The organism is Paraburkholderia sp., from assembly GCF_026225065.1.
GTDB lineage: Bacteria > Pseudomonadota > Gammaproteobacteria > Burkholderiales > Burkholderiaceae > Paraburkholderia.
Genome location: NZ_JAMFSB010000450.1, coordinates 1 through 3,613, shown reverse-complemented (window position 1 = coordinate 3,613; position 3,613 = coordinate 1). Strand labels below are relative to the sequence as shown.

Genomic DNA, 3,613 nt, shown 5'->3' with positions numbered 1-3,613 from the left:
GGGCATCGACGGCGCCTCGAGCCGTGGCTCCGCAAATGGTCTCGCAAAGCGCATTACGCCGGCCTGCATTGGCCGCTCGCCCGCCCGCCCGCACCACGAAGGCAAAGCCGTCATCCGTCACCACTGCAAACAAGCCGATGGCCGTCGCGGCGGATACCAGTGCTGCGGACTGGGAGAAATTCTGAGTCCGGATTTCGCGGGACTTTGAAACTCCTGCGCTCAAACCACCGCCACCGCCCGCCGTGTGAAGCCGTCCCGATCCTCACCGCGACGGCACTCTCCTTTGCCTGTCATACGGACCGCCAATCGCGCGGTGCGCGCTCGTCGCCTTGTTCTTATTCTCACCGGTACGCGCAGGGTTTACGTGATACCGCAGCGCCAGTTTATTCAACTAATATATTTAAAATATTGAATTCAAAATGCAACGGATAACGATCATGTAGTTAGGGATAACGCGGTGTACCCAGGAGACGGTAAGCATGCGTATTTACCAGTTCATCAACAAGGTGCCGGGCGGGCTAATGGTGGTTCCGCTGTTTATCGGCATGCTCATCAATACATTCTGCCCGAACGCTTTAAAAATCGGCGGCTTTACCCAGGCACTGACTAATCAGGGATATCCCACTGTCCTTGCGATGTATCTGTTCACGGTCGGCACCAAGATGACCTTACGAGCGGCCCCTGGCATGCTCAAACGTGGATTCGGCATTCTGCTTTCGAAGGTGGGCATCGCGGTTCTGATTGCACTCGCCATTTCTCACTTCTTTCACGGCAATTTTCTGGGACTCAGCACGCTCGCGGTGCTGGCTGCCATGAATGACACCAACGGCGGTATGTTCCTCGCGCTGACAAGCACCTTTGGCAGCAAGGAAGATTCCGGCACGTATGTCACGCAAAGCATCGAGACGGGTCCGTTTGTGACGATGATCGTCCTTGTCGGCGCCGGCCTCGCCAATATTCCGTGGCTGACCATGCTTTCGGTTATCGCGCCGATTTTCGCTGGCGCGATTCTCGGCAATCTCGACAGCGAATTGCGTGATTTCTTTGGCAGGCATGAACCGCTGATCGTGCCGTTCATGGCCTTCACGCTGGGGCAGGGTATCAATCTCAAAGCGGTATTTACGGCGGGTGTGCCCGGCATCTTGCTGGGCGTCGCCGTATTTGTCGTGACGGGCATCGTCTGCATCTTCGCGGACCGGTTGCTGGGCGGCTCCGGGGTGGCGGGCGCCGCCGCGTCGAGCACGGCAGGCAATGCAACCGGCACGCCGCAGGCGATCGCGCTGGCGGACCACTCTTATGCGGCGATCGCACCGGCTGCAACCGTCCAGGTGGCGGCCTCGGTGATCGTGACAGCGGTGCTTACGCCGATTCTGACCGCCTGGGTATTCCGGAAACAGCAAAAGAAACTGTTGCAACCGGACGCCCAGGTCGCTCTCGAGGGCCGTGAGTCGCAAGCCAAAGAGGAGCACTATCCGCCGCCAATCGGCGCAAATGAGTGAGCAGGCGACGCGCCGTGCCTTTTGGGCCGGCGGTTTGAGCCCATGACATCCGCTCATGGGCGCCATGACAAACTTTCGATTGGCCGCTGATATCGGCTCGGGCTAAATTCCTCCGCACACCGGGATGCACGGAAACGTCCATCCGCACCCGATCCCCGAGGAGGACCCATGCGAAGCGCTACCGCGCCCCGTTCGAAGCTGCCCGACGTCGGCACTACGATCTTTACCGTGATTGGTCAGCTCGCGGCCGAGCACGACGCGCTCAACCTGTCGCAGGGCGCACCGAACTTTGCGCCGGATCCGGCGCTCGTCGAAGGCGTGGCGCGCGCGATGCGCGACGGACACAACCAGTACGCGCCGATGGCCGGCATCGGGGCGCTGCGCGAAGCGCTCGCCGACAAGACCGAGCGCCTGTACGGCACGCGCTACGATCCGCAGACCGAGGTCACTGTGATCGGGAGTGCGAGCGAGGGACTGTATGCGTCGATCAGCGCGCTCGTGCATCCGGGCGATGAGGTGATCTACTTCGAGCCGTCCTTCGACAGCTATGCGCCGATCGTGCGGATGCAGGGCGCGACGCCGGTCGCAATCAAGCTGGCGGCGCCCGATTTCCGCGTCGACTGGGATGCGGTCGCCGCCGCGATTACACCGCGCACGCGGATGATCATCGTCAACACGCCGCACAATCCGACCGCGACTGTGTTCTCGGCCGCTGACATCGAGCAGCTCGCCAGGCTCACGCGGCAGACCGACATCGTGATCCTGTCCGACGAGGTCTACGAGCACATCGTGTTCGACGGCGTGCGCCACGAGAGCATGGCGCGACATCGCGAACTCGCGGAGCGCAGTGTGATCGTGTCGTCGTTCGGCAAGTCGTTCCACGTGACCGGCTGGCGCGTCGGCTACTGTTTCGCGCCCGCCGCACTGATGGACGAGATTCGCAAGATCCATCAGTTCATGGTGTTCTCGGCCGACACGCCGATGCAGTTTGCCTTCGTCGAGCACCTCGCACAGGCCGACAGATATCTGGGGTTGTCCGCGTTCTACCAGGCAAAGCGCGACCTGCTCGCGCGCGAGCTCGCGGGCTCGCGCTTCGAGTTGTTACCGAGCGAAGGCTCGTTCTTCATGCTCGCGCGCTTCCGGCATTTCTCCGACGAGCGCGATAGCGATTTCGTGTTGCGCCTGATCCGCGACGCACGCGTCGCGACGATTCCGCTGTCCGCGTTTTACACAGATGGCACCGACCCTGGCGTGATCCGGCTCAGCTTTTCGAAGGACGACGCGACCCTGATCGAAGGCGCCCGTCGTCTGAGCCGTATCTGAAGCCGTCGACGCGCGGCAGCCGGCCTCCCGACCATCCACAATTCCAATAAAAGGACATCACGATGAAGCACCTGAAAATCTGGTTTGCGCTCGCCTGCGCGTTCGGTTCCTGTGGGGCGTTCGCCGACGCGCAGACGCTGCGCTTCGGCCTCGAGGCGCAATACCCGCCGTTCGAATCGAAGGCGCCGAGCGGTGAGTTGCAAGGGATGGACGTCGATGTCGGCAATGCGGTGTGCAAGGCCACGAAAATGACCTGCGCGTGGTCCGAGACATCGTTCGACGGCTTGATTCCGGCGCTGAACGGTCGCAAGTTCGACGCGATCAACTCGGCGATGAACGCGACCGACAAGCGGCGCGAGGCGATTGACTTCACGACGCCGATCTACCGCGTGCCCACTGAACTGATCGCGCGCACCGGCAGCGGTTTGCTGACGACGACGGAATCGCTGAAAGGCAAGCGCATCGGCGTGCTGCAGGGTTCGATCCAGGAGACATTCATGAAGGTGCACTGGGAACCGGCCGGGGTCATCGTGGTGCCGTACCAGGATCAGAATCAGGTGTTCGCGGATCTGGCGTCGGGCCGCGTGGACGGCACGCTGCTGCTCGCGCCGGCAGGCCAGCCGTTCCTGCAGCGTCCGGACGGCAAGGATTTTTCGTTCGTCGGACAACCGGTGCACGACGACAAGATCCTCGGCAGCGGGATCGCGTTCGGCGTGCGCAAGGGCGACGAAGCGCTGAAGGCGAAGCTGAACGAGGCGATCGCGAAACTCAAGGCGGACGGCAGCGTGAAG

General features: G+C 62.0%; 3 protein-coding genes and 1 pseudogene. All 4 read left to right on the top strand.

Annotated elements, in window-relative coordinates:
• A pseudogene (locus tag M0954_RS30285) lies at positions 1-185 on the top strand (hypothetical protein); the annotation flags it as partial.
• Positions 186-479: 294 nt separating this feature from the next.
• Positions 480-1,499: a 2-keto-3-deoxygluconate permease gene (locus tag M0954_RS30280; protein WP_122154474.1), complete on the top strand. Its 1,020-nt coding sequence runs from the start codon at positions 480-482 to the stop codon at positions 1,497-1,499.
• A 168-nt stretch (positions 1,500-1,667) separates the two neighbouring features.
• On the top strand, positions 1,668-2,822 hold the full coding sequence (locus M0954_RS30275) for a pyridoxal phosphate-dependent aminotransferase (RefSeq protein ID WP_297357179.1): 1,155 nt from the start codon (positions 1,668-1,670) through the stop codon (positions 2,820-2,822).
• A gap of 62 nt (positions 2,823-2,884) precedes the next feature.
• The coding region (locus M0954_RS30270) for a transporter substrate-binding domain-containing protein (protein WP_297357177.1) at positions 2,885-3,613 on the top strand (729 nt) is incomplete at its 3' end.